Annotated in this window: 16 protein-coding genes and 3 rRNA genes; 2 read left to right on the top strand and 17 right to left on the bottom strand. The window is 67.1% G+C overall.

Features of this window, described 5'->3' with window-relative positions; all coding sequences use genetic code 11:
- Window positions 1-2: 2 nt before the first annotated feature.
- The 15 genes from recN to ABIC53_RS00225 all read right to left on the bottom strand — a co-directional run bounded on the left by recN (window position 3) and on the right by ABIC53_RS00225 (window position 17619).
- Complete coding sequence (gene recN, locus ABIC53_RS00295; protein ID WP_274179018.1) at window positions 3-1694, bottom strand: DNA repair protein RecN; 1692 nt, start codon at window positions 1692-1694, stop codon at window positions 3-5.
- On the bottom strand, window positions 1691-2614 hold the full coding sequence (locus ABIC53_RS00290; RefSeq protein WP_439117198.1) for an NAD kinase: 924 nt from the start codon (window positions 2612-2614) through the stop codon (window positions 1691-1693). The genes recN and ABIC53_RS00290 overlap by 4 nt, the downstream gene beginning before the upstream one ends.
- Before the next feature lie 8 nt (window positions 2615-2622).
- Window positions 2623-3429 carry a TlyA family RNA methyltransferase gene (locus ABIC53_RS00285; RefSeq protein ID WP_274179020.1) on the bottom strand — a complete coding sequence of 269 codons (807 nt, stop codon included), beginning with the start codon at window positions 3427-3429 and terminating at the stop codon, window positions 2623-2625.
- Complete coding sequence (locus ABIC53_RS00280) at window positions 3426-3635, bottom strand: hypothetical protein (RefSeq protein WP_112617530.1); 210 nt, start codon at window positions 3633-3635, stop codon at window positions 3426-3428. Before ABIC53_RS00280 ends, ABIC53_RS00285 begins: the two co-directional genes overlap by 4 nt.
- A 20-nt stretch (window positions 3636-3655) precedes the next feature.
- Window positions 3656-4690 (bottom strand): HAD-IIA family hydrolase, encoded by a 1035-nt coding sequence (locus tag ABIC53_RS00275; RefSeq protein WP_274179021.1) that lies wholly within the window; start codon window positions 4688-4690, stop codon window positions 3656-3658.
- Window positions 4690-5322 carry a hypothetical protein gene (locus ABIC53_RS00270; protein ID WP_269268025.1) on the bottom strand — a complete coding sequence of 211 codons (633 nt, stop codon included), beginning with the start codon at window positions 5320-5322 and terminating at the stop codon, window positions 4690-4692. Before ABIC53_RS00270 ends, ABIC53_RS00275 begins: the two co-directional genes overlap by 1 nt.
- A gap of 29 nt (window positions 5323-5351) precedes the next feature.
- The gene (locus ABIC53_RS00265; RefSeq protein WP_354449943.1) at window positions 5352-5759 is read right to left on the bottom strand and encodes a hypothetical protein; all 408 of its coding nucleotides are present in this window, start codon (window positions 5757-5759) and stop codon (window positions 5352-5354) included.
- A gap of 175 nt (window positions 5760-5934) precedes the next feature.
- A 5S ribosomal RNA gene (rrf, locus tag ABIC53_RS00260) occupies window positions 5935-6051 on the bottom strand.
- Window positions 6052-6151: 100 nt separating this feature from the next.
- Window positions 6152-9258: ribosomal RNA gene (locus tag ABIC53_RS00255) — 23S ribosomal RNA — on the bottom strand.
- A gap of 374 nt (window positions 9259-9632) precedes the next feature.
- Window positions 9633-11152 (bottom strand): 16S ribosomal RNA (locus tag ABIC53_RS00250).
- The 16S, 23S and 5S rRNA genes sit together here, the layout of an rRNA operon.
- A 610-nt stretch (window positions 11153-11762) precedes the next feature.
- Window positions 11763-13343 carry a glutamine-hydrolyzing GMP synthase gene (guaA, locus tag ABIC53_RS00245; RefSeq protein WP_112617904.1) on the bottom strand — a complete coding sequence of 527 codons (1581 nt, stop codon included), beginning with the start codon at window positions 13341-13343 and terminating at the stop codon, window positions 11763-11765.
- Window positions 13340-13861: a DUF3817 domain-containing protein gene (locus ABIC53_RS00240; RefSeq protein ID WP_112617903.1), complete on the bottom strand. Its 522-nt coding sequence runs from the start codon at window positions 13859-13861 to the stop codon at window positions 13340-13342. The genes guaA and ABIC53_RS00240 overlap by 4 nt, the downstream gene beginning before the upstream one ends.
- Window positions 13862-13871: 10 nt before the next feature.
- A complete protein-coding gene (locus ABIC53_RS00235; RefSeq protein WP_274179346.1) occupies window positions 13872-14753 on the bottom strand; it encodes an SURF1 family protein in 882 nt (293 codons plus the stop codon).
- 1 nt (window position 14754) lies between these two features.
- Complete coding sequence (locus tag ABIC53_RS00230) at window positions 14755-15873, bottom strand: GuaB3 family IMP dehydrogenase-related protein (protein WP_112617902.1); 1119 nt, start codon at window positions 15871-15873, stop codon at window positions 14755-14757.
- 57 nt (window positions 15874-15930) lie between these two features.
- Entirely contained in the window at window positions 15931-17619 is a 1689-nt protein-coding gene (locus ABIC53_RS00225; protein WP_274179347.1) for an ABC-F family ATP-binding cassette domain-containing protein, read from the bottom strand.
- A 104-nt stretch (window positions 17620-17723) separates the two neighbouring features.
- Here ABIC53_RS00225 and ABIC53_RS00220 point away from each other — a divergent pair, with 104 nt between their 5' ends.
- Window positions 17724-18836, top strand: a complete 1113-nt coding sequence (locus tag ABIC53_RS00220; protein ID WP_354449942.1) for an FAD-dependent oxidoreductase — start codon at window positions 17724-17726, stop codon at window positions 18834-18836.
- Between the two features lie 126 nt (window positions 18837-18962).
- Here ABIC53_RS00220 and ABIC53_RS00215 read toward each other — a convergent pair whose 3' ends face one another.
- Together ABIC53_RS00215 and guaB are read right to left on the bottom strand one after the other, a co-directional pair.
- The gene (locus ABIC53_RS00215) at window positions 18963-19826 is read right to left on the bottom strand and encodes an endonuclease domain-containing protein (protein ID WP_354449941.1); all 864 of its coding nucleotides are present in this window, start codon (window positions 19824-19826) and stop codon (window positions 18963-18965) included.
- A 195-nt stretch (window positions 19827-20021) separates the two neighbouring features.
- Complete coding sequence (gene guaB, locus ABIC53_RS00210) at window positions 20022-21527, bottom strand: IMP dehydrogenase (protein ID WP_094261156.1); 1506 nt, start codon at window positions 21525-21527, stop codon at window positions 20022-20024.
- Window positions 21528-21778: 251 nt separating this feature from the next.
- Here guaB and ABIC53_RS00205 point away from each other — a divergent pair, with 251 nt between their 5' ends.
- Window positions 21779-23053, top strand: coding sequence for a branched-chain amino acid ABC transporter permease (locus ABIC53_RS00205; protein WP_274179350.1), 1275 nt, complete (start codon window positions 21779-21781; stop codon window positions 23051-23053).

Here is a 23053-nt window from a genome sequence, read left to right as displayed (position 1 = left end):
AGTCAGGAACGCGAGAGGTTCAGCAGTTCTCGGGCGTGCTCGATCGCGGCGCCCGAATCCGGCAGGCCCGACAGCAGACGCGCCATCTCGGCCTCGCGGTCGCCGCCCTCCAGCCGCCGGACGCTCGACGCGGTCACCGAGCCGTCGTTCGACTTCACGACGGTCAGGTGGTTCGTCGCGAAAGCGGCGACCTGGGCGAGGTGGGTCACGACGATCACCTGGCTCGTCTCGGCGAGCCGGGCGAGCCGGCGCCCGACCTCGATCGCCGCGGCGCCGCCGATTCCGGCATCCACTTCGTCGAACACGAACGTCGGCACGGGGTCGGTTCCCGCGATCACGACCTCGATCGCGAGCATGACCCGGCTGAGCTCACCGCCCGAGGCGCCCTTGGCGACCGGACGGGGCTCGGCGCCGGGGTGAGGCGCGAGCAGGATCGTGACGTCGTCGCGCCCCGAGACCGATGGCGTGCCGGGCTCGACCGTGACGACCAGGCGCGCGTCGGGCAGGGCGAGTTCGCGGAGCTCCGCCGTGACCGCGGCACCGAGTCGCTCCGCGGCGGCAGTGCGGGCCGCGGTCAGCTCGGCGGCGGCGGCATCCAGCGCCTCGGCGAGCTCGTCGCGCTGAGCGCGCAGGCGCTCGATGCGGTCGCCGTCGTCGTCGAGCTCCATGAGCCGTGCGGATCCGCTCTCGAGCAGCGCGAGTGCTTCGTCGAGGGTGCCGTGCACGCGCAGCAGACCGCCGAGCGCGGCGCGCCGCTCCTCGACGGCCGCGAGTTCCTGCGGCCCGCTCTCATCGAGATCGGCGAGGTACGCGCTCAGCCCTGTCACGAGGTCGGCGGCGCGGTAGCCGAGGTCGGCCAGCGGCTCGACGAAAGCGGCGAGGGCCGTGTCGCTCGCCGCCGAGCGCTCGATCGCGCGCCGGGCCTCGGCGAGCAGAGACACCGCGTCGGGCAGCTCGTCGTCGTTCGAGAGCGCGTCGTGCGCCGTCGCAGCGGCGGCACGCAGCTCTTCGACGTTGGCGAGCTTCTCGGCCCGCTCGGCGAGCGCCGCGTCCTCCCCCGGCTGCGGGGCGACGGCCTCGATGTCGGCGATGCGCGCGCGCAGGTCGTCGGCCTCGCGGCGGCGCGCGTCGCGATCGGCGTCGAGCTGCGTCAGTTCTGCGTCGACGGCACGCCAGGCGTCGAACGCCGCGCGGTAGCGGTCGCGCGCCGTGGTGATCTCGGGGCCGCCGAAGCGGTCGAGTGCGTCGCGCTGGGCGGTGGCCGACTTCAGCCGCAGCTGGTCGGACTGCCCATGGACGACGATGAGCTGTTCGGCGAGCTCGGCGAGTACGGCCGCCGGCGCGGGACGCCCGCCCACGCTGGCGCGACTACGACCTTCGCTCGACAGCACGCGTCCCAGATACAGCTCGGAGCGGCCTCCGCCGATCGGCTCGACGTCTCCCCCGGCTTCGCGGACGCGTTCGGCGACGGGTCCGCCCTCGTCGATGATCCAGACGCCGTCGACCGATGCCTGCGGCGCGCCCGCACGCACGGCGCCCGAGTCGGCCCGCTGGCCGAGCAGCAGCCCGAGTCCGGTGACGACCATCGTCTTGCCCGCGCCCGTCTCGCCCGTGATCGCGGTGAACCCGGGACCCATCGGCAGCGTCGCCTCGGCGATGACACCGAGGCCGCGCAGGCGCATCTCTTCGATCACGAGGCGCCCTCCCGCTGCTCGAGACTGGGACCACGCCACCCGACCACCGGCAACCGGAACTTCCGGACGAGCCGGTCGGTGAAGGCGGCCGGATGCAGCCGGGCCAGGCGAACCGGGGTCTTCGAACGGCGCACGACGACGCGTGCTCCGGGAGGCAGCTCCTGCGAGCGGCGTCCGTCGGCCCAGAGGATGCCGGTGCCGTTCGTACCCGCGCCGACCTCGATCGCGACGGATGCCTCCGGGCTGATCACGAGCGGGCGTGCGAACAGCGCGTGCGCGGAGAGCGGCACCACCGCGACCGCCTCGACGTCCGGCCAAATCACGGGACCGCCGGCGGAGAAGTTGTACGCCGTCGACCCGGTCGGAGTCGCGATCACCACTCCGTCGCAGCCGAAGGCCGAGAGCGGACGCCGGTCGACCTCGAGGACGACCTCGAGCATCCGTTCGCGGCTGGCCTTCTCGACGGTCGCCTCGTTCAGCGCCCACGTCTCGTAGACGACGTCGCCGGAGCCGTCCTTGACCCGCACCGAGAGCGCCATGCGCTCCTCCACGTCGTAGTCGCGATCGATGACCCGCCGGACGGCATCGTCCATGTCGTCGGCCTCGATCTCGGCGAGAAACCCGACGTGGCCCATGTTGATCCCCAGGACGGGAGCGGTGCCGCCCCGGACGAGGTCGACGGCGCGCAGGATCGTGCCGTCGCCGCCCAGGACGATCGCCAGTTCGAGCTCGGCGACGCTCACGTCGAGGTCGAGCGTCACGACACCGGGAAGCTCGCCCAGCGCCTCGACGAGCTCGGCGCGGTCGTCGGCCGCCAGCACGGGACGCGCCCCCGCGTCGGACAGCGCGTTCAGGACGCGTTGCGCCGCGGCGACGGTGTCGGGACGGCGCGCGTGGGCGACGACGAGGATGTTGCGCATCGCATCGATCATCGGGCTCCCGCCAGTTCGTCCACCGTGTGTATCCATTGTGTCGGATTGCCCGCCTCACCAGCGCGGATGCACAGGTGGACGACGTACTCCTGATTGCCGTGGGTGCCGACTAGCGGCGAGGCGATCACCCCGTGGGTGGCGAGTCCGGCGTCCCACGCCGACCACAGCACACTCATCACGGCATCCGCCCGCAGCGCCGGATCGGTGACCAGCCCGCCCTTGACGGCGGTCCGCCCGACCTCGAACTGCGGCTTCACGAGCAGGACGACATCCGTTCCCGGTGAGCAGACCGAGACGACGGCGGGCAGGACGTGCTCGAGGGAGATGAAGGAGAGGTCGCCGGTGATGACCTGCGGCTCGAACGGGGCGCCGACGAGCCCGGCGAGCGTCTCGGGCGAGAGGTCGCGGACGTTGAAGCCCTCGACCGCGATGACGTCGTCGTCCGCGGCGATGCTCGGCGCGAGTTGACCGTGACCGACGTCGACGGCGACGACCGGCCGAGCGCCGCGCTCGCGGAGCACCTGGGTGAAGCCGCCGGTCGAGGCGCCCATGTCGAGTGCGCTCCGCGAGGCGACGGCTATATCGAACGCATCGAGTCCGGCGATCAGCTTGTGGGCGGCGCGGCTGACGTAGTGGTCGGCGCCGGCGACGACGAGGGTCGCGGTGTCGGCCACCGGATGTGACGCCTTCACGACGGTGCGCCCGTCGACGGAGACGAGTCCCTCAGCGATCAGTGTTGCGGCGTGGCTGCGTGAGCGCGCCAGACCCCGGGCGGCGACGGCCGCATCGAGTCGGGTGCTCACGCGGCGCCGGTCGGACCGGAGTCGAGGCGGCGCGCGAGCTCGTCGTGCAGCGCCGCGTACGACGCGGCACGCTCGCTCAGGGGCTGGTCTTCGATGACGTCGAGCGAAGACAGCAGGTCGTCGCGCCATTGCTCGGCGATGCTCGGCGTCGCGCTGTCCGCGGCGGTGGGCTCGTGCTCGCCCGGGTCGGCACCATCCATCGACATGGCTCCCACGATACGCGGGGTCAGGGACGGTGGAAGGGATCCGCGTAGAGAGCCTCGGGAACCCGGAATCCGTAGATCGCGCGACCCGTCGCCCAGATCGCGGCCGCGCCCGCCCGGACCAGATCGATCGGCCGGTCGCCTGCCGAGACGATGACGATGTCGGCGCCGTCGATGCGCACCGACGCGTTGCCGACGGTCGTCACGTCGCCCTTCGTCCTGACCTCGGGGTAGGGCTCGTGGAGCTCGCGCAGGTCGCTCACGATGTAAGTCGGGCGCGAGTTGGCGGGCGCCGCCAGCACGTGCTTGGGCCGATCGATACCCGTCAGCACCAGCACCGACCGGATGCCGGCCGCCTGGGCCCCGGCGATGTCGGTGTCGAGTCGGTCACCGATGAAGAGCGGCTGGGAGGCGCCGAAACGCGCGACGGCCTCATCGAAGATGGGTCGCTCGGGCTTGCCGGCGACGGTCGCGAGACGTCCGACCGCCGTGTGCACGGCGGACACCAGCGTGCCGTTCCCCGGCGCGATCCCCCGCGCCTGCGGAATGGTCCAGTCGGTGTTCGTGGCGATCCAGGGGATGCCGCCCTCGTCTTCCGGAGTCGCCAGCGCATAGGCGGCTTCGGCAAGCTGCGCCCAGCCGACCTCGGGTGCGAATCCCTGCACGACGGCGGCCGGATCGTCGTCGGCAGACCGGGTGGGGACGTAGCCCGCCTTCTCGAGTTCGTGGACCAGTCCATCGCCGCCCACGACGAGGATCGTCGCCCCGGCGGGAACACGTTCGCGGAGGAGGCGCATCGCTGCCTGCGGGCTCGTGATGACGTCCTCGGGGCGCGTCGCCGTCAGGCCGAGTTCCCGCAGATGGTCGGCGACCACCGAGTCGCGCCGGGACGCGTTGTTGGTGATGTACCCGAGCCGGCGGGTCTCCCCCGCGCGGTTGAGGCTCTCGATCGCGTGCGGCAGGGCGCCGGGACCGGCATAGACGACACCGTCGAGATCGGCCAGGACGGCATCCACACCGTCGAGCGGTGTCGACGGTGCCCGGGAGAACAGGCCCATCAGCCGCGCTCCTCGGTCTTGCCTTCCGCCGGCGCCTCGCTTTCGAGCGCGGCGTCCTCGTCGATGTCGTCGACCACGATCAGTTCACGGTCCGCATCAGTCGCGCCGAGGGCTTCCTCGGCGACGAGGGCGCGCCGCTGCCAGAGCGCGGCCTCCTCGGAGCGACCGAGGTCCTCGAGCACGGCAGCCCGGGCGGCGAACAGGGCGGGGCTCCACGAGAACGCACGGTCGGGGTCGAGCTCGGGGATGTCGAGCTCTTGCAGCGCGCGCTCGGTCTCACCGAGGTCGAGCCGTGCCCCCGACATCGCGATCGCGAGCTCGACGCGAACCTCGATCGGAAGCGTCGACCGGTCGACCGCTCGACCGACCTCGAGCGCCCGGTCGGGGCGACCGACACCGCGCTCACTGTCGACCATCATCGCGATCTGGTCGTCACTGCCGGAGATCCGTCGGTACGTGCGGAGCTCCCGCAGGGCGAGGGCGTAGTCCCCCGTCGCATAGGCGGTGATGGCGACGGTCTCGCGCACGACCCCGACGCGTCCGGCGCGACGTGAAGCCGCGAGCGCGTGCTCGTGCGCGAGCGCGGGGTCGTCGTCGATCAGCTGGGCGACCATGGCGAGGTGGCGGGCCACCTGCTCCGCGTTCTCTTTGCTCAGAGTCTTCAGTTCGTTGCGCGCAGCGCCCGGCAGATCGCGAGCCGTGACGGTCTCGGGGATCTCGGGGCCGCGCGGGACGTCGCGACGCTCGGACCCCTGCGGCGGACGCGATGAACGTGCCCCGTCGCGGTCGTCGCGCCGCGGGCGCGCGTCACCATCACGGCGCGGGTACGACGGACGATCGCCGTCGCGGCGCGGGCGGGAGTCACCATCGCGACGCGGACGCGAATCACCGTCACGACGCGGACGCGAGTCACCATCACGACGGGGGCGCGAATCACCGTCACGACGGGGACGACCATCCCCCGCCCCATCGCGACGCGGGTACGACGGACGGTCACCATCACGACGGGGGCGGGAATCGCCGTCACGACGCGGACGGGAATCGCCTTCCCGGCGCGGGCGCTCGTCATTGGAACGCGGCGGACGAGCATCGCCGTCGCGACGCGGACGCCGTGCGCCGGAATCCGCAGCAGAGTAACGGGGCTTGCGCTCCGATCGCGGGCGGTCTTCTTCAGTCACGACGTTCCTTTCGTCCCGGAAACGAGAAAAGGCCACCCAACATTGGGTGGCCATTTCACGAAAGAAGTCCGGCGGTGTCCTACTCTCCCACAGGGTCCCCCCTGCAGTACCATCGGCGCTGTGAGGCTTAGCTTCCGGGTTCGGAATGTAACCGGGCGTTTCCCTCACGCTATGGCCGCCGAAACACTATTGATGTTTCAGTCTGCACAACGATCAATTCGTTATGCGGTTCTCGACCGTACATCGAGAACCACTCAGTGGACGCAAGCACCAAAAACGGTGTGTTATCAAGTCATCGGCTTATTAGTACCGGTCAGCTTCACGTGTTACCACGCTTCCACATCCGGCCTATCAACCCAGTAGTCTGGCTGGGAGCCTCTCGCCCGAAGGCATGGAAATCTCATCTTGAGGCCGGCTTCCCGCTTAGATGCTTTCAGCGGTTATCCATCCCGAACGTAGCTAACCAGCGGTGCTCCTGGCGGAACAACTGGCACACCAGAGGTTCGTCCAACCCGGTCCTCTCGTACTAGGGTCAGATCCTCTCAAATTTCCTACGCGCGCAGCGGATAGGGACCGAACTGTCTCACGACGTTCTAAACCCAGCTCGCGTACCGCTTTAATGGGCGAACAGCCCAACCCTTGGGACCTACTCCAGCCCCAGGATGCGACGAGCCGACATCGAGGTGCCAAACCATGCCGTCGATATGGACTCTTGGGCAAGATCAGCCTGTTATCCCCGAGGTACCTTTTATCCGTTGAGCGACAGCGCTTCCACAAGCCACTGCCGGATCACTAGTCCCGACTTTCGTCCCTGCTCGACCTGTCAGTCTCACAGTCAAGCTCCCTTGTGCACTTACACTCGCCACCTGATTGCCAACCAGGTTGAGGGAACCTTTGGGCGCCTCCGTTACTTTTTGGGAGGCAACCGCCCCAGTTAAACTACCCACCAGGCACTGTCCCTGAACCGGATTACGGTTCGAAGTTAGATATCCAGAGTGACCAGAGTGGTATTTCAACAATGACTCCACGGTAACTGGCGTCACCGCTTCAAAGTCTCCCACCTATCCTACACAAGCCACACCGAACACCAATACCAAGCTGTAGTAAAGGTCACGGGGTCTTTCCGTCCTGCTGCGCGTAACGAGCATCTTTACTCGTAGTGCAATTTCGCCGAGTTCGCGGTTGAGACAGTTGGGAAGTCGTTACGCCATTCGTGCAGGTCGGAACTTACCCGACAAGGAATTTCGCTACCTTAGGATGGTTATAGTTACCACCGCCGTTTACTGGGGCTTAAATTCTCAGCTTCGCCTTGCGGCTAACCGGTCCTCTTAACCTTCCAGCACCGGGCAGGCGTCAGTCCGTATACATCGTCTTGCGACTTGGCACGGACCTGTGTTTTTAGTAAACAGTCGCTACCCACTAGTCTCTGCGGCCTCCACACCCTTTCGGAGTAAATCCTAATAAGTGGAAGGCCCCCCTTCTCCCGAAGTTACGGGGGCATTTTGCCGAGTTCCTTAACCACGATTCTCTCGATCTCCTTGGTATTCTCTACCTGACCACCTGAGTCGGTTTGGGGTACGGGCAGCTAGAACCTCGCGTCGATGCTTTTCTCGGCAGCATAGGATCACCCACTTTTTATCCGCATCGTGTCTCAGCCTTGATGAGTCACGGATTTGCCTATGACTCGGCCTACGCACTTGCCCCGGGACAACCATCGCCCGGGTTGGGCTACCTTCCTGCGTCACACCTGTTAATACGCTAGCCGCACCAGCATGGGGTCGAGCGTTAGACCGGACCGTCTCACCCCGAAGGGATCAACTAAGCCCGGGTTAGGACTCTTAGCACCACTGGATTAGCTTGGGCGGTTCTTCGCCGGTACGGGAATATCAACCCGTTGTCCATCGACTACGCCTGTCGGCCTCGCCTTAGGTCCCGACTTACCCAGGGAAGATTAGCTTGACCCTGGAACCCTTGGTCTTTCGGAGGACGTGTTTCTCACACGTCTTTCGCTACTCATGCCTGCATTCTCACTCGTGTGCCGTCCACGGCTGGGTCACCCCGCCGCTTCACCCGGCACACGACGCTCTCCTACCCATCAACACGGCTGGACCACGAAGGCCTACCAATAATGTCAATGCCACAACTTCGGTGGCGTGCTTGAGCCCCGTTACATTGTCGGCGCGGAATCACTTGACCAGTGAGCTATTACGCACTCTTTCAAGGGTGGCTGCTTCTAAGCCAACCTCCTGGTTGTCAGAGCAACTCCACATCCTTTCCCACTTAGCACGCGCTTTGGGACCTTAGTTGGTGGTCTGGGTTGTTTCCCTCTCGACTATGAAGCTTATCCCCCACAGTCTCACTGCTGCGCTCTCACTTACCGGCATTCGGAGTTTGGCTGACGTCAGTAACCTTGTAGGGCCCATCGGCCATCCAGTAGCTCTACCTCCGGCAAGAAACACGCAACGCTGCACCTAAATGCATTTCGGAGAGAACCAGCTATCACGAAGTTTGATTGGCCTTTCACCCCTATCCACAGCTCATCCCCTCAGTTTTCAACCTAAGTGGGTTCGGTCCTCCACGACGTCTTACCGTCGCTTCAACCTGGCCATGGATAGATCACTTCGCTTCGGGTCTAGGACACGCGACTGAATCGCCCTATTCAGACTCGCTTTCGCTACGGCTACCCCACACGGGTTAACCTCGCCACGTATCGCTAACTCGCAGGCTCATTCTTCAAAAGGCACGCTGTCACCCCTACTAAGGAGGCTCCAACGGTTTGTAAGCAAACGGTTTCAGGTACTATTTCACTCCCCTCCCGGGGTACTTTTCACCTTTCCCTCACGGTACTTGTCCGCTATCGGTCATCTGGGAGTATTTAGGCTTATCAGGTGGTCCTGACAGATTCACACGGGATTTCTCGGGCCCCGTGCTACTTGGGATACTCTTCACGCCAAGAGAAGCATTTCGACTACGGGGTTCGCACCCTCTATGACCAGGCATTCAAACCTGTTCGTCTATACCTTCTTGTAACGTCGACCACTCGGCAGAATGATCAGAAAAGTCCCACAACCCCCAACGTGCAACGCCTGCCGGCTATCACACACGCAAGGTTTAGCCTGATCCGGTTTCGCTCGCCACTACTAACGGAATCGCTGTTGCTTTCTCTTCCTGTGGGTACTGAGATGTTTCACTTCCCCACGTTCCCTCTACCCGCCCTATATATTCAGGCGGGAGTCACTAGGTCGGCACGCCGCCCAGCGGGGTTTCCCCATTCGGACACCCTCGGATCACAGTGTGCTTATCCACTCCCCGAGGCTTATCGCAGATTGCTACGTCCTTCTTCGGCTCCAGATGCCAAGGCATCCACCGTTTGCTCTTAAAGACTTGAAATCACATGAGTTGAATCGTCAAAAAATTGACTAATGATCTTTAAGATCATCTTCACGACACAACACCCGAAGGTGTCGCATCGAAGATGCTCGCGTCCACTGTGTAGTTCTCAAAGTACGGGCGGTACCCTCCCCACATGCCACCCAAGCAGCATGAAGAAAAGGCCCAGAGGTTGCGGACTCTCATCCGGTCCCTCAGGACCCAACAGCGTGCAGGTGCGACCTCCGAAACCCTCCCCGTTCCCACCGCAAGCGGCGTACTAGAGAAGAACCTCATCCTTCGCACCATGTCAAATGTTCCACCCATGAGCTCCCAGCGAAGAACATGTGCCTTCGAACTGGGTTCTGGACTCCGAAGAGTCAGATGCTCCTTAGAAAGGAGGTGATCCAGCCGCACCTTCCGGTACGGCTACCTTGTTACGACTTAGTCCTAATTACCGATCCCACCTTCGACGGCTCCCTCCACAAGGGTTGGGCCACCGGCTTCAGGTGTTACCGACTTTCATGACTTGACGGGCGGTGTGTACAAGACCCGGGAACGTATTCACCGCAGCGTTGCTGATCTGCGATTACTAGCGACTCCGACTTCATGAGGTCGAGTTGCAGACCTCAATCCGAACTGGGACCGGCTTTTTGGGATTCGCTCCACCTCACGGTATTGCAGCCCTTTGTACCGGCCATTGTAGCATGCGTGAAGCCCAAGACATAAGGGGCATGATGATTTGACGTCATCCCCACCTTCCTCCGAGTTGACCCCGGCAGTATCCCATGAGTTCCCACCATTACGTGCTGGCAACATAGAACGAGGGTTGCGCTCGTTGCGGGACTTAACCCAACATCTCACGACACGAGCTGACGACAACCATGCACCACCTGTATAGAGACCTTGCGGGGCGACTGTTTCCAGACGTTTCCTCTATATGTCAAGCCTTGGTAAGGTTCTTCGCGTTGCATCGAATTAATCCGCATGCTCCGCCGCTTGTGCGGGTCCCCGTCAATTCCTTTGAGTTTTAGCCTTGCGGCCGTACTCCCCAGGCGGGGAACTTAATGCGTTAGCTGCGTCACGGAATCCGTGGAATGGACCCCACAACTAGTTCCCAACGTTTACGGGGTGGACTACCAGGGTATCTAAGCCTGTTTGCTCCCCACCCTTTCGCTCCTCAGCGTCAGTTACGGCCCAGAGATCTGCCTTCGCCATCGGTGTTCCTCCTGATATCTGCGCATTCCACCGCTACACCAGGAATTCCAATCTCCCCTACCGCACTCTAGTCTGCCCGTACCCACTGCAGGCCCGAGGTTGAGCCTCGGGTTTTCACAGCAGACGCGACAGACCGCCTACGAGCTCTTTACGCCCAATAATTCCGGATAACGCTTGCGCCCTACGTATTACCGCGGCTGCTGGCACGTAGTTAGCCGGCGCTTTTTCTGCAGGTACCGTCACTTTCGCTTCTTCCCTGCTAAAAGAGGTTTACAACCCGAAGGCCGTCATCCCTCACGCGGCGTTGCTGCATCAGGCTTTCGCCCATTGTGCAATATTCCCCACTGCTGCCTCCCGTAGGAGTCTGGGCCGTGTCTCAGTCCCAGTGTGGCCGGTCACCCTCTCAGGCCGGCTACCCGTCGACGCCTTGGTGAGCCATTACCTCACCAACAAGCTGATAGGCCGCGAGCTCATCCCTGACCGAAATTCTTTCCAGCTACTGACCATGCGGTCGCAGCTCGTATCCGGTATTAGACGCCGTTTCCAGCGCTTATCCCAGAGTCAGGGGCAGATTGCTCACGTGTTACTCACCCGTTCGCCACTGATCCACAGAGCAAGCTCTGCTTCACCGTTCGACTTGCATGTGTTAAGCACGCCGCCAGCGTTCATCCTGAGCCAGGATCAAACTCTCCGTAAAGAAAATTTGCTGCGACCAGCCGGAAAAAGACTGGAGCAGCGAGTTTGATGCTGACCAAAGAGATAAATCATTGCTGACTATCCGTTGCCTCCCCCGAAGGGAAGGTCTTTGATCCAAAGGAATCTCACCCCACCGAAGTGGAGTCGAGGTTATTTGGCATTTGACAAGTGCACGCTGTTGAGTTCTCAAGGATCGGACGCTCCCCCAACTGACCTCACAGCCAGCCCAGAGGGCAACTTCACAACCATACCCCACCGACGACGCGCTTCGATCTGCCGTCGGAACGAGGTTCCGCGCCAGTCGAGGACTGCTGTTCGGGGTGGAAGTTCCATCCTAGACGCAAGCGCCTTGTTCTCGCAAGAGGTTTGGGATGGGATTTGTTCTCCGCTTGAGGGGGCGTAGGCCTTCCGGCCTTCTCGCTCTTCCCTGTGGGGCGAACAAGTAATAAGTTACGCGGCTCCCGGCATCGTGGCAAAGCGGCGTGACATCCCGGGCGTGTCGCGCGGCCTCGGGAGGCCCGCGATCCGCGCCATGACGCGGAAAACGGCGGATGCCGCGGCTTGTTCGGCCGCGGCATCCGCCGTCTCGCTGTGGAGCGTCGCTCGCGCGCTCACTCCCACTCGATCGTCCCCGGGGGCTTCGACGTGACATCGAGCACCACGCGGTTGACCTCGCGGACCTCGTTCGTGATGCGGTTCGAGATCTTCGACAGCACGTCGTAGGGCAGCCGCGTCCAGTCGGCGGTCATGGCGTCTTCGCTCGAGACGGGACGGAGGACGATCGGGTGACCGTAGGTGCGGCCATCCCCCTGGACGCCCACCGATCGGACATCGGCGAGCAGCACGACGGGGCACTGCCAGATCTCGGCATCGAGCCCCGCCTTCGTCAGCTCGGCGCGCGCGATGGCGTCGGCGTCACGCAGGATCTCGAGACGATCAGCGGTGACCTCGCCCACGATGCGGATTCCGAGGCCGGGCCCCGGAAACGGCTGGCGCCCGACGATGGCCTCCGGCAGACCCAGCTCGCGCCCGATGGCACGGACCTCGTCCTTGAACAGGGTTCGCAGCGGCTCGATCAGCTCGAACTGCAGGTCTTCGGGCAATCCGCCGACGTTGTGGTGACTCTTGATGTTCGCCGTGCCGGCACCGCCGCCGGACTCCACGACATCCGGGTACAGCGTCCCCTGCACGAGGAAGCGGATCGGCTCCCCGTCGGCGGCCGCCTCGGCCATCAGGTCGCGCTCGGCCTGTTCGAACGCGCGGATGAACTCGCGGCCGATGATCTTGCGCTTCTGCTCCGGATCGCTGACGCCGGCGAGGGCCTCGAGGAAACGCTCGCGCGCATCGACCGTGATGAGCCGGACTCCCGTCGACGCGACGTAGTCGTTCTCGACCTGTTCCCGCTCACCCTTCCGGAGCAGCCCGTGGTCGACGAAGATCGCGGTCAGCTTGTCGCCGACCGCCTTGTGCACGAGCGCGGTCGACACCGCTGAGTCGACACCGCCCGACAGCGCCGAGATCACCCGGCCCGAGCCCACCTGCTGGCGGATGCGCTCGACCTGCTCGGCGATGACGTTGCCGCTGTTCCAGTCCGCCGGGAGTCCCGCGGCCTTGTGCAGGAAGTTCTCGAGCACGTTCTGGCCGTGGTCGGAGTGCTTCACCTCGGGGTGCCACTGCACGCCGTAGAACTTGCGCACGTCGTTGGCGAACGCTGCCACCGGGGTCGCCGCAGTCCGGGCGAGCACCTCGAAGCCCTCCGGCGCACGCGAGACCTGGTCGCCGTGGCTCATCCACACGTTCTGCTCGGGGGGCTGCCCCTCGAGCAGCGTGCCCTCCGTCACGATGGTCGCGTCGGTCGCGCCGTACTCGCGGAGTCCGGTGTTGGCGACCTCGCCGCCGAGCGTCTGGGCCATCACCTGGAAGCCGTAGCAGATGCCGAGCGTCGGGACGCCGAGATCGAACACGCCCGGATCGAGAGCCGGGGCACCGGGCTCGTACACCGATGAGGGGCCACCGGAGAGGATGATGCCCACCGGCTCCTTCGCTGCGATCTCCTCGGCCGTCGCGGTGTGCGGGACGAGCTCGCTGTACACCCCCGCCTCACGCACGCGGCGGGCGATGAGCTGGGCGTACTGCGCGCCGAAGTCGACGACGAGGACAGGACGCTGCGACGTTTCGGTCTGTGTGGTCATCGGGTGCCTTCCGTGGCGGGGATGGATGCGGCTGCCTCAGCGGCTTCGCGCTCGGCGAGGTACGTCCTCACCTCGCGTGCGACGCGGGCCTCCATGAAGAACGACAGGGCGGGCACGACGCCGCCGAGCGCGAGCAGGATGAAGCGGGGGAACGACCAGCGCATGAGACTCCACACGCGGAAGCACGAGAACAGGTACACGACGTAGAACCAACCGTGCACCACGAGGATCGCGAGCGAGATGTTGAACCCGTCGCCCGTCGAGAGCATCTCGCACGAGTTCGTCTGCGGCAGGAACAGCGACCACCACTCGCAGTCGGCGCCCGCGATCACCGGCGCGAACCAGAGCAACCCACCCGAGCCGCCGGCGAAGAGCTCGGTGTGGATCGGGGTGTACTTCAGGATCATCTCCGCGAGCAGGAGCAGCAGGCCGACACCCGTGATCACCGAACAGATCTGGTAGAAGCGCAGAGCGTTCCGGATCGCCGGGAACGTGGCGAGTTTCGGGGCGCGAGGCATGGCGTCCAGTCTAGTCGCGGCCCGACGGCGCGCTTCCCGCTGCGGGGACGTCGGCGCCCTCGTGCTCGTCCTCGAGGTCCTCGAGCTCCTTCTCCCACGCGTCCTTGGCGAGGCGGTACCACATGTAGAACGCGAAGCCCGCGAAGACCGCCCACTCCACGGCGTAGAAGATGTTGAGCCAGTTGACGTTCGACCGCTCTTCGGGTGCCGGCGAGTGGATCGCGGTGAGTCCCCCGAAGGATTCCGCGGAGGTGAGGTAGCCGCGGTAGACGTCGAGCCCGGCGGTGTCGTGCCAGCGGCTGAGGAGAGCCGCCGGCGACATCCGCGTCATCTCCTGCGGACCGGCTCCGCGTCCGGGCAGAGCAGGCCCCTCGTCGGAGATGATTCGCCCCGTGAGCACGACATCCTGCGGCGGATCGGCGTCGAGGGCTGCCGCAACGGCATCCGCCTCGGTCCGATCCGAGGTCCATCCCACCGCGACGGCGAGCGAGGTCGGCTCCGACGATCGCGCGGACTCGGGATCGACCCGCAACTGCCCCGTGACCCAGTACCCCTCTTCGCCTCGGTCGAATCGCGACGACACGACGTCGAAGTCGTCGGCGACGAACGAGCCGCTCACCTCTACCCGCTGACCGACGAGGGGCTCGGGGAGATACTCCCCGGGTTCGGCGACGTCGGCGAGCGGGCGCACCTGCTCGGTCTGACCCGGCGGCGGGGGCGACGTGTCGACGGCGCGCGAGAGCTGCCATTGGCCGAGCCACGCGAAGACCGCCGCCACGAGCAGGGCGAACGCGAGCATGCCCAGCCACCACGGGCGCAGCATGACCTCGCGCAACGTCGGCGCGAAGGCCGCCGTCGACGCCTGTGGCGGAACCGAGTCGGTCGAGCTCATGTCACCGCACGCTGTACGGCGCCACCACGACCTCCACGCGCTGGAACTCCTTCAGATCGGAGTAGCCGGTCGTCGCCATCGACTTCTTCAGCGCGCCGATGAGGTTCGCGGTGCCGTCGGCCACCGGTGCCGGGCCGTAGAGCACCTCTTCGAGCGAGCCGACCTGCTCGACGGCGACGCGGCGGCCGCGCGGGAGCTGAGCGTGGTGGGCCTCGGGTCCCCAGTGGAACCCCTGGCCGGGGGCATCCGTCGCGCGCGCCAGGGCGACGCCGAGCATGACCGCGTCGGCGCCCATGGCGAGCGCCTTCACGATGTCGCCGGACGTGCCGACGCCGCCGTCGGCGATGACGTGGACGTACCGTCCGCCCGACTCGTCGAGGTAGTCACGGCGGGCCCCGGCGACATCGGCGACCGCCGTGGCCATGGGAGCGTGGAGGCCCAGCGTCGCGCGCGTGGTCGAGGCGGCACCGCCGCCGAAGCCCACGAGCACGCCCGCGGCACCGGTGCGCATGAGGTGCAGGGCCGCGGTGTAGGTCGCGGCGCCGCCGACGATCACCGGGACGTCGAGGTCGTAGATGAACTTCTTGAGGTTCAGCGGCTCGTCGACGCTCGAGACGTGCTCGGCCGACACCGTGGTGCCGCGGATGACGAACAGGTCGACGCCGGCGGCGACGACGGTCTCGTACAGCTCTTGCGTGCGCTGCGGGGTCAGCGAGCCGGCGACGGTGACGCCGGCCGCGCGGATCTCGGCCAGACGGTCGCGCACGAGCTCGGGCTTGATCGGCTCGGCGTAGAGCTCTTGCATGCGTCGGGTCGCCGACGCGTCGGGCAGCCCCGCGATCTCGGCGAGCAGCGGCTCGGGGTCGTCGTACCGCGTCCAGAGCCCTTCGAGATCGAGCACGCCGAGTCCGCCGAGCTGACCGAGCATGATGGCCGTCCGAGGGCTCATGACCGAGTCCATCGGGGCGCCGAGCACCGGGATCGAGAACTGGAAGGCGTCGATCGACCACGCGGTCGACACGTCCTCGGTGTTGCGGGTGCGCCGCGAGGGCACCACAGCGATGTCGTCGAACGCGTAGGCCCGACGGGCGCGCTTGGCGCGGCCGAGCTCGATCTCCATGGTCACTCCTCCAGCCTACCGGCCGGTCCGGACACGACCGCCGGACCGGCCGTCCGCTCAACGGGCGCGCGCGACCCGCTGCTCGTCCCAGACGGGCTCATTCGACTCGTAGACGCGTCCGTCGCCGCCGAAGACGACGAAGCGGTCGAACGAACGAGCGAACCAACGGTCGTGGGTCACCGCGAGCACCGTGCCCTCGAAAGCGGTGAGCGCGAGCTCGAGCGCCTCGGCCGACGTGAGGTCGAGGTTGTCGGTGGGCTCGTCGAGCAGCAGCAGCGTCGCACCCGACAGCTCGAGCAGCAGCACCTGGAACCGCGCCTGCTGACCACCCGACAGGCTGTCGAAGCTCTGCTCCGCCTGGCGGACGAGCCCATAGCGGTCGAGCGCCGAGCTCGCGGCATCCCGCGGCATCCCGGCTCGGCGATCGTCGCCCCGATGCAGGATCTCGAGCAGCGTGCGGCCGGTGAACTCCGGATGCCGGTGGGTCTGGGCGAACCAGCCCGGGACGACCCGCGCGCCGAGCGTCACGGTCCCCGCGTGCTCGACCGGCTCGAGGGCGGAGCCGACGGCGGTGACGTGTCCGAGCAGGGCGTCGGGCTCCGTGCCGCCCGCGGCGAGGAGACGCAGGAAGTGCGACTTGCCCGAGCCGTTGGAGCCCAGCACCGCGACACGGTCGCCGAACCAGACCTCCAGGTCGAACGGCCGCATGAGGCCGACGAGTTCCAGCCCGTCGGCGACGACCGCGCGCTTGCCGGTGCGCGAGCCGCGCAGGCGCAGCTCGAGGTTCTGCTCGGCCGGCCGCTCCTCGGGCGGCCCGGCCTCCTCGAACCGGCGCAGCCGCGTCTGCGCCGCGCGGTATCGCGACGCGAACTCGTCGCTGGCCGCGGCCTTCGCCTTCATATCGGCGACGAATCTCTTCAGCTTCGCGTGCTCCTCGTCCCACCGGCGGCGCAGTTCGTCGAGCCGGGCCATCCGGTCGTCGCGGGCGCGGTGATAGGTCTCGAAGCTCCCGCCGTGGACCCAGGCGGTGCTGCCCGCTCCCCCGGCCTCGAGAGTGACGATGCGGTCGGCGGCACGGGCGAGCAGCTCGCGGTCGTGCGAAACGAGCAGGACCGTCTTCGCCGTCTCGCGCAGGCGGTCCTCGAGCCAGCGCTTGCCCGGGACGTCGAGATAGTTGTCGGGCTCGTCGAGGAGCAGCACCTCGTCGGGCCCGCGGAGCAGTGCCTCGAGAGCGAGCCGCTTCTGCTCGCCGCCCGAGAGCGTCGTCAGCTCGCGGTAGCGCGCCCGCTCGAACGGCACACCGAGGGCCGCCGTCGTGCAGGTGTCCCACACCGTCTCGTACTCGTAGCCGCCCGCGTCGGCGTAGTCGGCGATCGCGGCGGCGTAGCGCATCTGGGTGTCGAGCTCGTCGGACGCGATGACGGCGTTCTCGGCGTCATCCAGCTCACGGGCCGCACGACGGACGCGATCGGGCGCGACCGAGATCAGCAGGTCGTGGACGGTCTCACCGGCGCCGCCGTGCCCCACGAACTGGTCCATGACCCCGAGGCCGCCGTCGATCTGGACGACACCGCCGTGGGCCGCGGCATCCCCTCGGATGATGCGCAGCAGCGTCGTCTTTCCCGCGCCGTTCTGCCCGATCAGCGCGGTCGTCGAACCCGCGCCGACGCGGAACGTGACCTCGTCGAGCAGCGGCCTGCCGTCGGGGAGGGTGTACGAGACACCCTGTATGTCGAGCGATCCCATCGTGGACCGGGCCTTTCCGCTCCACTGCGGAGCCGACCAGGCTATCGCACGCCGGGGCGCGCTCGTGCGCGCGCCCGGACCGCGGCGAGTGGGATGCTGGCGGCATGACACGCATCGTGATCGTCGGCGCGGGCATCATGGGCCTCGCCACCGCGTGGGCCCTCGTCCGCCGGGGTGAGCGCCCCCTCGTCCTCGAGCGCTTCGGGCGGGGGCACACCCACGGCGCGTCGCACGGCGCGACCCGCAACTTCAACAACGCCTACGCCGACGCGCACTACCTCGATCTGCTGCAGCGGGCCCGCGACGGGTGGGACGCTCTCGGCGAGGTCGACGGGGAGCCGCTGCTGCGACGGCACGGGCTGGTGACGCACGGCGTCGGCAGCGACCTCGGCGGCGGCGCCGACGACGGCGACGGGCTCGAGACGATCGCGCGGAGCCTCGGCGCGCGCGGCATCCCCGCGGAGATGCTGTCTGCTGTGGAGGCGGGCGCGCGGTGGCCGGGGATGCGATTCGAGACCGACGTCCTGTACTCGTCGGACGCCGGCGTGGCGCGGGCGTCGGCGGCGATGCTCGAGCTGGAGCGCCGCGTGCAGGGCGGCGGCGGCGAAGTGCGCTGGGGCGCGCCTGTCGCCGGCATCGAGGATCTCGGCGAGCGCGGCGCGCGGGTGCGGCTGGCGAGCGGCGGCGAGGTCGACGCGGATGTCGTCGTCGCGACGGTCGGCGCTTGGACCGAGGGCCTGCTGCCCGGCATCCGCTTGCCCCGCCTCACGGTCACGGAGGAGACCCCGGCGCATTTCGCTTCGACGACCGGTCCCTGGCCCTCGTTCAACCATCGGCTCGACCCCGCGCGCTACCCGGCACCGGTGTACGGGATGCCGACGCCGGACGAAGGGGTCAAGGTCGGGTTCCACCGCGTCGGGGACGTCGTCGATCCCGATGCGCGCCCGCACCGGGTGACGCACCACGAGACGCTCGTCGAGTACGTGCGGGAATGGATGCCGGGGCTCGACCACGAATCCGCCGTGCACCTGTCGTGCACCTACACCTCGACCGACGACAGCGCCTTCGTGCTGGATCGCGTCGGCTCGGTGGTGGTGGGCGCGGGATTCTCGGGCCACGGCTTCAAGTTCGCGCCCGGTGTCGGCGCCACTCTGGCCGACCTCGCGCTGGATGCGACGGCGCGCGCAGCCGCGCCCTTCCGGCTGCCGGCGGGGTGAGTCCGGGGCGGGCGGGCGGGCTGCGCGAAGTTCGGAGAATGACGCGAAACTCGGACCGATCGGCTCGATCGCTCCGATACCGACGAAACTGTCCGAAGTTCACGGGCGGTCCCCGCGCAAGCCCACTTACTGCCGCAGGTGGAGCCGTTGGGCGAGGGCACGCTGGAGGGTGCGCTGGACGGCGGCCCGCTCATGCACGACCTGCCGGTAGGTGAAGCGCAGCACCGTGTAGCCGCGCAGCCGCAGCTCGGTGTCGTGGGCGACGTCTGCGGTGCGCTGCGCACTCGAGGCGTGGAACGCGAATCCGTCGACCTGAACGACCAGCGCGTCGCCAATGAGGCCGTCGACGAATCGACCGGCGACCTTCGCCTGCTGCACGACAGAGATCCCGCGTGCACGCAGCGGCGCGAAGACCAAGGTTTCGAGGCCGGAGTCAGACAACCCCGTGACCGCGCCGGCGAGCTCGCGCGCCGCGACCGCCGGCCACGGCACAGCCCGGAGGGTCTCGGGCGCGAGAGCCTCGGTGCGGGCGGCCGACTCCCACACCACGAGCGCGTCCTCCCGCGGCAGGCACTGGGCGATGTGGCCAAGCGCATCCTCGATGCCGGCTTGCAGATCAGTCCGCGCCACCGGGCAGAGCGGGCGGGTCCAATGCACCATGATGTCGGCGTCGATCCCCGCGGACGACGCGTGCGGCACAAGGTGCACGTGATGCTTCGACGAGATATCGTCGGGCACCCACCACCCGCGCCGCCGCGCGAGCGAGACGCAGGTCAGTCTTCCGCCGGCGGATGCCGCCGCACGGAGGTCTCCCGGTGCCCCTGCAGAAACGCACCAGGCGCGGCGAACCATCCGCAAGCCGCCCGAAGCGACCGCGTCGCGGATCAACCGCACGGAGAACCCCGCGGCGAGCACCTCACTGCGGTGCGCGATGCCACCGGCGCCCTCGACCCATCGGGTGACATCGGATGCTGTGGAACGGCGAGGCATCCCGTCATCCTTGTGCGGCGCCGCGGCCCCGCGGCATCCCTCCCCGGTTCTGGGGAAACCCCTCAGCCCTCTCGCCCTGGGGAGGAGGACCCATACCGGTCGCGCCTCGGAGAATGCGACGAAGGTCGGACGATCTGGAGCGATCGATCCGACCTTCGTCAGAATCTCCGAGCTTCGCGCGCAGGCGTGCGCGAATCAGCGCTTGTAGTTCGGGGCCTCCACCACGATCTGGACGTCGTGGGGGTGCGACTCCTTGAGCCCGGCCGAGGTGATGCGCACGAACTTGCCGCGAGCCTTCAACTCTTCGACGGTGCGCGCGCCCACGTAGAACATGGACTGACGCAGGCCGCCGATGAGCTGGTAGGCCACGGCCGACACGGGGCCGCGGTAGGCGACCTGACCCTCGATGCCCTCGGGGATGAGCTTGTCGTCGCTCGGGACGTCGGCCTGGAAGTACCGGTCCTTGGAGTACGAGGTCTTCTTGCCGCGGGTCTGCAGCGCGCCGAGCGACCCCATGCCGCGGTACTGCTTGAACTGCTTGCCGCCCTGGAAGACGATCTCGCCCGGCGACTCGTCGGTTCCGGCGAGCAGCGACCCGAGCATGACCGAGTCGGCGCCGGCGACGAGGGCCTTGGCGATGTCGCCCGAGTACTGCAGACCGCCGTCGGCGATGATCGGGATGCCGGCTTCGCGCGCGGCCAGCGACGCTTCGTAGATCGCGGTGACCTGGGGCACGCCGACACCCGCGACGACGCGCGTGGTGCAGATCGAGCCCGGACCGACGCCGACCTTGACGGCATCCACACCCGCGTCGATGAGCGCCTGCGCACCCTCGCGGGTCGCGACGTTGCCGCCGATGACGTCGATGTGCTCGAAGGATGCATCCGCCTTCAGGCGCTTGACCATGTCGATGACGCCCGCGGACTGCCCGTTCGCGGTGTCGACGACGATCACGTCGACGCCGGCGTCGCGGAGAGCCTCGGCCCGCTGCCACGCGTCACCGAAGAAGCCGATGGCCGCGCCGACGCGCAGGCGCCCCTGGTCGTCCTTCGTCGCGAGGGGGTACTTCTCGCTCTTGTCGAAGTCCTTGATCGTGATGAGACCGGCGAGCTTGCCCTCCTCGTCGAGGAGGGGGAGCTTCTCGACGCGGTGGTGGGCGAAGAGTGCGATGACCTCGTTCGCCCCGATGCCGACGCGACCGGTGACGAGGTTCTCGCTCGTCATGACGTCGCGCACCTTGGTGGTCTGCCGCTCGAAGCCCGAGACGAAGCGCATGTCGCGGTTCGTGACGATGCCGAGCAGGTGCCCCTCGTCGTCGACGACCGGCAGGCCCGAGATGCGGTACTGCCCGCAGAGCGCGTCGACCTCTTCGATCGTCGCGTCGGGGGTCGTCGTGATCGGGTCGGTGATCATGCCCGACTCGCTGCGCTTGACCCGGTCGACCATCGCCGCCTGCTCCTCGATGGAGAGGTTGCGGTGGATGATGCCGATGCCGCCCTCACGCGCGATCGCGATCGCGAGGCGCGCCTCGGTGACGGTGTCCATCGCGGCCGACAGCAGCGGGGTGGCCACGGTGATGCGCCGCGTCACGCGCGACGACGTATCGGCCTCGGACGGGATGACGTCGGTGTGCCCCGGCAGGAGCAGGACGTCGTCGTAGGTGAGGCCGACGAATCCGAACGGGTCGTTGTAGTCGCTCATGCGCACTCCTTGGAAGTCTCAACGATTCTAAGCGCCGGGCGCCGCGCGGCATTCCCTCGCTCGAGATCCGCGAAACGACACACCGCATTCGTTGTTGCGCACCGGAAACACGCAAGCAACAATCAGCGCATACGTTCAGGTGTCGCCGAAGCCACCAGCAGAACCGGTACCTCTCGGCGTTCGTCCACTTATCTCAGGAGGTGCCAGTGGCGATCACTTCGATGACGCGCGCTGCTCGTCGCCCGAGGCGCATGTTCTCGACGTTGATCGCCGGCCTCCTGGCCGTCGTGGCGTTCCTGGGCATCGCCTCCCCCGCCATGGCCGCAGGAGACGACGTCGAGTCGTTGCCCTTCACGATCGCGGGCAACGTCCGCACCGGTGGTGAACCCGTCGAGGGTGCCACCATCGTCGTGACCGGCGGCGACTTCGAAGCCGAAGGCGAGACGAACGAGAGAGGCAGCTTCTCGATCGGCGTTCCGACGAAGGATGTCGCGTACACCGTCGAACTCGTCGAGGACAGCCTCCCCTCGGGGGTGACCGTCCCGGAGGGCTTCGAGTCGACGCTCGAGGTGGAGTTCGGCGCGACCAGCACGATCACGCGCAACTTCACGCTCGAGGCGGCCGAGCGGCAGACGACGAGCTTCGTCGATCAGCTGCTCTCCCGCGCCGTCAACGGCCTGAACTTCGGCCTCATGCTGGCCCTCGCCGCGATCGGCCTCTCGCTCGTGTTCGGCACGACGGGCCTGTCGAACTTCGCGCACGGCGAGATGGTCACCTTCGGAGCGCTCGCCGCGCTGCTCTTCTCGGCCGGGTTCAGCCTGCCGATCTGGATCGCGATCCCGTTGGCGGTCGCCGTCTCGGCGCTGTTCGGCCTGACGATGGATGCCGGCCTCTGGCGGCCGCTGCGACGCCGCGGCCTCGGCACCGTGCAGCTCATGATCGTCTCGATCGGTCTCTCGCTCGCGCTGCGCTACATCTTCCAGATGTTCGTCGGCGGCGGGACGGCCCAGCTCCCCGGCGGCTCGACCTCGGTCATCCCCGGGCTCGGCCCCATCCGCCTCACCCTCACCGACGTGATCAGCATGGGCGTCTCGCTCGTGGTCATCGCCGGCTTCGCGTGGTGGCTCATGCGCACGCGCATCGGCCGCGCCACGCGGGCCGTGTCGGACAACCCCTCGCTCGCCGCCGCCAGCGGCATCGACGTCGATGCGGTGGTCCGGGTCGTGTGGGTCGTCGCCGCGGCGCTCGCCGGCCTGTCGGGTGTGCTGTGGGCCTACTTCCGTCCGGGCATCAAGTGGGACATGGGCACCAGCATCCTGCTGCTCATCTTCGCCGCCGTCACGCTCGGCGGCCTCGGAACCGCGTTCGGTGCGCTCGTGGGCGCCATCATCGTGGGGCTCCTCGTCGAGGTCTCGACGCTGTGGATCCCCTCCGACCTCAAGTACGTCGGCGCGCTGGTCGTGCTGATCGTCATCCTGCTGTTCCGCCCGCAGGGTCTCCTCGGGCGCCGAGAGCGAATCGGATAG

Origin of the sequence: Microbacterium sp. 1262 (genome assembly GCF_040544895.1) — a bacterium.
GTDB classification, from domain to species: domain Bacteria; phylum Actinomycetota; class Actinomycetes; order Actinomycetales; family Microbacteriaceae; genus Microbacterium; species Microbacterium plantarum.
Note: the sequence above shows the minus strand (reverse complement) of the source record. Positions and strands in the feature narration are given on the sequence as shown.

Excerpts from the sequence above, each read along its gene's own strand:
- ABIC53_RS00290 (WP_439117198.1), bottom strand. The coding sequence starts at position 2,614 with ATGCGCAACATCCTCGTCGTCGCCCACGCGCGCCGTCCCGACACCGTC.
- ABIC53_RS00280 (WP_112617530.1), bottom strand. The coding sequence starts at position 3,635 with ATGTCGATGGATGGTGCCGACCCGGGCGAGCACGAGCCCACCGCCGCG.
- ABIC53_RS00275 (WP_274179021.1), bottom strand. The coding sequence starts at position 4,690 with ATGGGCCTGTTCTCCCGGGCACCGTCGACACCGCTCGACGGTGTGGAT.
- ABIC53_RS00265 (WP_354449943.1), bottom strand. The coding sequence starts at position 5,759 with ATGACGAGCGCCCGCGCCGGGAAGGCGATTCCCGTCCGCGTCGTGACG.
- guaA (WP_112617904.1), bottom strand. The coding sequence starts at position 13,343 with ATGACCACACAGACCGAAACGTCGCAGCGTCCTGTCCTCGTCGTCGAC.
- ABIC53_RS00240 (WP_112617903.1), bottom strand. The coding sequence starts at position 13,861 with ATGCCTCGCGCCCCGAAACTCGCCACGTTCCCGGCGATCCGGAACGCT.
- ABIC53_RS00235 (WP_274179346.1), bottom strand. The coding sequence starts at position 14,753 with ATGAGCTCGACCGACTCGGTTCCGCCACAGGCGTCGACGGCGGCCTTC.
- ABIC53_RS00230 (WP_112617902.1), bottom strand. The coding sequence starts at position 15,873 with ATGGAGATCGAGCTCGGCCGCGCCAAGCGCGCCCGTCGGGCCTACGCG.
- ABIC53_RS00225 (WP_274179347.1), bottom strand. The coding sequence starts at position 17,619 with ATGGGATCGCTCGACATACAGGGTGTCTCGTACACCCTCCCCGACGGC.
- ABIC53_RS00220 (WP_354449942.1), top strand. The coding sequence starts at position 17,724 with ATGACACGCATCGTGATCGTCGGCGCGGGCATCATGGGCCTCGCCACC.
- ABIC53_RS00215 (WP_354449941.1), bottom strand. The coding sequence starts at position 19,826 with ATGCCTCGCCGTTCCACAGCATCCGATGTCACCCGATGGGTCGAGGGC.
- guaB (WP_094261156.1), bottom strand. The coding sequence starts at position 21,527 with ATGAGCGACTACAACGACCCGTTCGGATTCGTCGGCCTCACCTACGAC.
- ABIC53_RS00205 (WP_274179350.1), top strand. The coding sequence starts at position 21,779 with ATGTTCTCGACGTTGATCGCCGGCCTCCTGGCCGTCGTGGCGTTCCTG.